Source organism: Clostridium sp., from assembly GCF_016650035.1.
GTDB lineage: Bacteria > Bacillota > Clostridia > Clostridiales > Clostridiaceae > Clostridium_AD.
Genome location: NZ_JAENWM010000138.1, coordinates 1 through 6531, shown reverse-complemented (window position 1 = coordinate 6531; position 6531 = coordinate 1). Strand labels below are relative to the sequence as shown.

Annotated in this window: 5 protein-coding genes and 1 pseudogene; all 6 read right to left on the bottom strand. The window is 29.3% G+C overall.

Going from position 1 to position 6531, the window contains the following annotated elements:
- Positions 1 to 241: 241 nt before the first annotated feature.
- Positions 242 to 1063, bottom strand: a pseudogene (locus tag JJD95_RS19255) (mannose-1-phosphate guanylyltransferase); the annotation flags it as partial.
- Positions 1064 to 1140: 77 nt separating this feature from the next.
- Entirely contained in the window at positions 1141 to 2691 is a 1551-nt protein-coding gene (locus JJD95_RS19250) for a recombinase family protein (RefSeq protein ID WP_291644991.1), read from the bottom strand.
- Positions 2688 to 2873 (bottom strand): hypothetical protein, encoded by a 186-nt coding sequence (locus JJD95_RS19245; RefSeq protein ID WP_291644989.1) that lies wholly within the window; start codon positions 2871 to 2873, stop codon positions 2688 to 2690. Before JJD95_RS19245 ends, JJD95_RS19250 begins: the two co-directional genes overlap by 4 nt.
- A gap of 146 nt (positions 2874 to 3019) precedes the next feature.
- Complete coding sequence (locus tag JJD95_RS19240) at positions 3020 to 4624, bottom strand: recombinase family protein (RefSeq protein WP_291644987.1); 1605 nt, start codon at positions 4622 to 4624, stop codon at positions 3020 to 3022.
- The gene (locus JJD95_RS19235; protein WP_291644985.1) at positions 4624 to 4791 is read right to left on the bottom strand and encodes a hypothetical protein; all 168 of its coding nucleotides are present in this window, start codon (positions 4789 to 4791) and stop codon (positions 4624 to 4626) included. Before JJD95_RS19235 ends, JJD95_RS19240 begins: the two co-directional genes overlap by 1 nt.
- Positions 4792 to 5578: 787 nt before the next feature.
- Positions 5579 to 6244, bottom strand: a complete 666-nt coding sequence (locus JJD95_RS19230) for a hypothetical protein (protein ID WP_291644983.1) — start codon at positions 6242 to 6244, stop codon at positions 5579 to 5581.
- Positions 6245 to 6531 lie beyond the last annotated feature (287 nt).

Genomic DNA, 6531 nt, shown 5'->3' with positions numbered 1-6531 from the left:
TGTTTCTTTTTTAAAAAAGTAAAGCACGCGGTAGGTCTGTTAAGCTTACCCAAAATCATACTTTTACAAAAGCAAAGCACCAACAATTAGTTGGTGCTAATGTTTCACATGATTTGGGACATTTTCAAAAATGCTTGACAGATGTTTTGCAATCATTTAATTCTAATCCTTCATATCTCTAATGATTTCTTCAAAAAATTTCCATCGCATTATGATATGCGATGGAATAATTAATATTAAATCATATATATTTTTCCGTTTGCTCATTTGCCTTAAGTTCATTTACCAAATGCTTAATCTCTTGATCCTTATTTTTGTCCATTACGAGTATTACATCCCCAGCATCAACAATTATAAGGTCCTTTACTCCAAACCCAATTATCAGTCTATCTTTACCAAATACTGAGCAGTTTTCACTCTCTTCCATAAATGTATTACCCAAAACATTGTTACCTCTAAAATTGCTTAGAAACCTTGTAAGTGATGCAAAAGTTCCTATGTCATCCCATGCAAATTCACATTTTATAACAAAAGCCTTTCTAGTTTTTTGCATTACTCCAAAATCCACTGAAATCCCATCTATTTCATCGTACTGCTCTTTTATTACTTTGCTTTCTTCTTCTGTATCAATAACTTGATATATAGTCATTAATCTCTTATGCATCTTAGGTAAATACTTCTCCATCTCTCTAAGGAATACATCTGCTCTCCACACAAACATGCCACTATTCCATAGGAAATTTCCTTTTATGAGCAAATCCTTTGCTACTTCAACGTTAGGTTTTTCTAAAAATCGTTCAACTTTGAACGTAGGTATATCACCATTTACCCTATCTCCCATCTCCACATAACCATAACCAGTTTCTGGCCTCGTGGGCTGTACACCTATGGTGATTAGCCCTCTTTTTTTATTTGCAACTTCAACTGCTTGCAAAATAGTTTCTTTAAATTCCTTTTCATCTTCTATATAATGATCAGAAGGTAGCACTATCATGGTGGCTTCCTTGTCCTGTTTTAATAACTTTGCAGCAGATAGACCTATGCATGTGGCGGTCTCCTTATTCACCTTATAGGTCATTTACCGTAATATCCCATATCATAAGTCAAGTATTTTCAGCGTCTTCCACCTAAAATTCTTCATTAGTGTTGGAACTTATAAAATATATTAATTTCTTTCTTTCTTGTTTTTTTATCATCTACAATAACAATTTTATCAATTAAACCATCCACTAGCTGCCTGTCAAATTCTTTAAAATTGAGAATAATATCGATCTTATCCTTATACAAATCATACAAGTTTAAATTACTATCTGTTAACTTTTTTTCATGAAGCAATTCTTCCTTTTGAGCTAACAATTCTTCCTGCTTACTTTGTATATTTTGAGAAAGCATTTGAAAATTTCTTTGACTTATTACTTCATTTAATTTATCTCCATATATATTTTCAAATTGTATGTCTAGTTTTTGCAGCTCTTTTTCTACATTTTTCAATTCTCTTTGTTTATCTTGCTTTAATATCAATATATCCTTAACTTCACTATATATTTTTTCACTATTAGTCTTTTCTTTAACAAGTTTTTGTAAATCCTCAATTATAATTTGCTTTAAGCTGTCTTCTTTAATTGAGTGAGTAGTACATCTCCCTCCACCCATCTGACTGTTGGTGCATTTATATCCCTTGTATTTTTTCCTGTAACTCATACTTCCCCCGCATTCATTACATTTTAATACTGCTGAAAAAATATGTGCTGTATTTCCCTTATACCTATAGTCTTTTGCCCTTTTTTTTATCAATTGCTGAACTTCTTCAAAAACTGCCTTACTTACAATCCCTTCAAATTCCTCTCCATATATCCATTCATTTTTAGGAGTGAGTACAACTTTGTTTGCTTTATAGCTTACTTTCATCGACCTGTGTTGTACCATCATTCCCCCATATTTAGGATTTTTAAGAATACATCGCACACTATTATTAGTCCATAACCCAAATTTTGCAATTGGAAAGTTTAAACGTGAGGAAGGAGGATCAATACCTTTGCTATTTAAATATGTTGCAATTCTTCCTGTACCATACCCTTGCAGATACAGTTTAAAAATTTCAGATATTATCTCTGTTGTTACATCTTTAGCGGGTACTAATTTAATCATCTTAATATTTCCAACAAATTGTTCTTCGAAAATATATCCGTAGGGCGGCTTACTTGATATACATGACCCTCTTAACATCCGTTGCTTTAATCCATCCTTTGTTCTTCTGGAGCAATCCTTAATATACATTTCATTCAAAATATTCTTAAATGGAATAATATCATTTATTTCTTCAAGAGTATCCACATTATCTAATACAGAAATGTACCGAATCCCATTCACCTTAAAGTAATCCTCTAAATAGTACCCTGCCTTAATATAATTTCTTGCAAATCTCGATAAATCTCTTGTTACAACCATATTTATTTTGCCTTGTTCGATGTCCTCCTTCATTCTGACAAAACTATCTCTTTCAAAGTTAGAACCAGAAAATCCTGCGTCTGCGTATACATCTATAAGATTATACAAACTTTCCTTATCAAGTGTACTTTTTTCAATAATCCATTTTTTAAGTCCCTGCACTTGGGCAGGAATAGACTCTTGCTGTTCTTTTTTATCCGTAGATACTCTTGCATATATGGCTACATTCCATACTTTTTTCATTTACCAACTACCCCCGATTCTTGGTAATTGGCAATTGTGCTCTTATCATTATAACATGACTTTTCTATTATTTCGTTCCTCACTAAATTAGAACTTAACTTTTTCTTTATTATTTTGATCATTAATTGTTCAAAATTTTCACTACCGTAATAACGGTTTACAACGAATTCTTGTTTATCCATAAAACGTCTCCCATAATTACTTCTGTTACTAGCATATGGTATAATATCTAACTATGTGCCTATTACAAAAAAAATCTTCAGCATATGGATCTCACCATTTTGCTGAAGATGTGGAAATGACTTTACTATCTCACCTTTATTTAACTTTAGCTGCATATCTTTAATGAACCGCTAGTTAATTTATAAATTATCTCGAAACTCCCATCCTTATATACCTTTATACAATTAATTAACATCTTTAATAATTTATTGTTAATATAATTTAATTCTGTTATACTATCAATTTTTTTCGTTACTATATTATCCATTTGTTCTACTTTAGACTTTTGTGTTTCCAATTTACTTATATTTATTTCAAGGATTTCAATTTCCTTTTGTAATTCTGATATTTTAAGCTTATATACGGTTTTGGTTAAAAGGTCTTCCTTATAATCTTCATATAATATTGATTGCTTATTAATATTATCACAAATTTTTTTATTTGATTCTATGATATATTTTTCTATACCATTTAAGCTATGAGAATTAATACAGTTAATGGTGATTCTACTTTTAACCTGCGAATAATTAAACTGTATTTTTTTAAAAGTATCTTTTACTGCGGCTATTATAATTTCTTCTTTTATAAAGTGAGTAGCACACCCTTTACCATTCTGTGAATTACTGCATTTATATCCTTTGTCTCTAATTTTATAAACGAGGGTTGCTCCACAATCTGGGCATCTTAATAAACCTGTAAACAAGTAACGAAATTCATTAACATTTTTGTTTATATTATCCTTGATTTTCTCTTGAACTAAATCAAAAACGTCTCCCGATACAATCCCTTTAAACTTTTCATCTGAAACAAACCATTTAGCCTTTTCCACTTTTAATATTTTCTTATCTTGCCCATTATTGAGAAAACCATTTTTTCTAAATCTACCTTGAGCAATGATCCCTGCGTATACAGGATTTGTTAATATATATTTTATTGTATTACCTTGCCACTCTCCTTTATCGGGAGATGGTATATTTAAATTATTAAGATACTTTGCTATGAACCCATATCCTTTTCCCTGCACATATAATTCAAAGATTTTCTTTACAACATCTGGCGTATTACCTTTCCTTTCAATATATATCGCACGTTCTTTATATTTCCCTTCGTTACATGGTACTTTTATTCTTTCATAACCATATGGACTTTGACTAGTAACAAGAATATTTTTCTTCATTTTACCCTTCATAACATTTCTTATTTTAATTGAAGTTTGCCTTGCTACATCTTCTGCTGCTAAACAATACTCGATAAGTCTCTTTCTATCTTCGCTAGTGTTAACAATCATATTGTCCAGAGCTACAAAAACTATATTGTTTTCCATAAATGTATCATATATTAATTCTATTAACTTTACTACATCCCTTCCTAATCTGTCAATATTTGCTACAACTATAATATTTACTCTATTGTTTTTAATGTCGAACAGCATTCTATTGTAATCCGGCCTATCCATATTCGTCCCAGAAATCCCTTCATCCTTATATGTTTTCAACTCATTTGGATCACAGTTCATATCTTCTAAAAACATTTCTATACTCTCTATTTGCCTTATAACAGATGTATCACCTTTTTTCCCCTTTGAAATTCTTGCATATGATCCTATTTTAACGTCCTCATCTTTCCTTTTATTGTAAAGTTCACTTTCTCTTATACTTCCAACTCTATAACTATCAACTTCTAATGCACTAATAAACTCGCTCACTTTCATTAGATGGCCTCCTTTAATAAATTATTTTCCTTATTGAGTAATCTTTCTATATCATCGAATTCTTCATTTAACTCCAACATTAATATTTGGAATATTATATCATCAACATCAACTTCGTTTGTAAATTTCACAGAATACCTATTTTTTTCAAATTGTTTTTTTTTCATATTATTTCTCCTTTCGTTAAATTAAATAATTGTTGATGTTGATACCTTATATTTTTATTATTTACATATATTAATTTGTACATTTTAGAGGTGAAAATTTGACTACCTTGTAATCTTTTTCGTTTTTTCTTTGCTTCTGTAGTTAGTATACTAAAATTAAAATGCCCCTGTCTATTTTTACTACCCCCCCTACGTATGTTCTTTTGTAAATCCTTTTTAGCATGTAATTCGGTCTTTATTTCTTGCTTAATCTCAAGTATTTATTTGATTTTACATTTGGTCTTTTTTAATAATATAGCTTTAGATGTGGAAAAAATATTAATAATACTAGTAGGGACTTTTGTAATGATTTTGTCCCAATATAACATTAATCTTTAAAAATGATGTTTATTGCGATGAAATGCTACAGAAATTACAAAATCAACTCTGCACACCTACCAAAAATAAAAAGCAATAGGAGGATGTATTTAAACAAGTACTTAAAGTTAAAGATGTCAGAACGACACAAAAGACCTCATTTAAGAAGTCTTTTATTATATGAATCAATTTAATTGCTTTGACATGGTATCAATAATAAAATTAAGAGATAAAGAAAACTGCCTTTATTAAATACGTCCGGTAAAAAAAGTGTTTCATACAAATTGTTTTAAAACTGCGTCATATCAATAGTCTTATAAAAAGAATATAATATAATTTCAACACACACATTATTTTCCTCATTATACTTTATGTTTTTATTTATGTTTTAATAAAATTTTCACTTTTAAATTATTAAATTTGCAACTAATTATTTTTTGTACATAGCAAAATAAGTTTTATATAATAAATCATCTGGAAGTACTTCACACTCACCATCTTCCCATTTTGCTTCTATTAGTTCAATTACTTGTCCAAAATCCGCCCTCAAGCATTCTCGATTATTTTCATTTTCACCCCTTATAGAGTTTTCATGCATTTCATTCTCAATTTCTTGCGGTATTTCTTCATGCTGATAGTCATCTTCATATTCATCATCATAATTTCGATATTCGTATTCGGGATGATTTTGTAAAAATTCTTTATCAAAATAATTTTTATTGAATTTATGTCCAAACCCTTTTATAAGTTTACCTTCAAAAATTGTACCTTTAAATCCATAAGCTCCTTTAAATTCATGGGTACGACTTACTTCAATTTCCCCAGAATAAGGTATATTATTCTTATAGTCACCTTTGAAATACTTAATTGAATTTGATAATTTATTACTATATTCACCATTAACCATAATTCCATCTTTCCAAATACCTGTGTAATTTAGAACTGATGATTTATTGTCAGCATAAAGCTTCCCTTTTCCATTATATATCCCATCTAAAACTTTCCCATGGTATCTAACCCTTTTCGAATCATAAAAAATTGTAGTTTCACCACTATATTGTCTGCCTCCATCATCAAATTTACAATCAAAAATCAATTCATATTCTTCGTTAATTTTATTGTTATAATTTCCTTCAACTATTTTATAGTTTTCATATTTAAATAAATAAATAACTTGACCGTTACTGTTTATCCATTGATCAGTGCCATTTTTTAAAATTCCATTTGTAAATTTACCTATATATTGTAGTGCGTCAAAATATAGCTTTATATAACTGCATTCCTAAGTCAAATTATAACTATAATACTAATAATTATCTAGTTATTAATTGCTTTTTTGATAAGCACATTATTTCTATGACAAAAGCTCCTAACGACTTGACA

What these genes read in the sequence shown, in the direction of transcription:
- JJD95_RS19250 (WP_291644991.1), bottom strand. Translation starts at nt 2,691, where the DNA reads ATGAAAAAAGTATGGAATGTAGCCATATATGCAAGAGTATCTACGGAT.
- JJD95_RS19245 (WP_291644989.1), bottom strand. Translation starts at nt 2,873, where the DNA reads ATGGATAAACAAGAATTCGTTGTAAACCGTTATTACGGTAGTGAAAAT.
- JJD95_RS19240 (WP_291644987.1), bottom strand. Translation starts at nt 4,624, where the DNA reads ATGAAAGTGAGCGAGTTTATTAGTGCATTAGAAGTTGATAGTTATAGA.
- JJD95_RS19235 (WP_291644985.1), bottom strand. Translation starts at nt 4,791, where the DNA reads ATGAAAAAAAAACAATTTGAAAAAAATAGGTATTCTGTGAAATTTACA.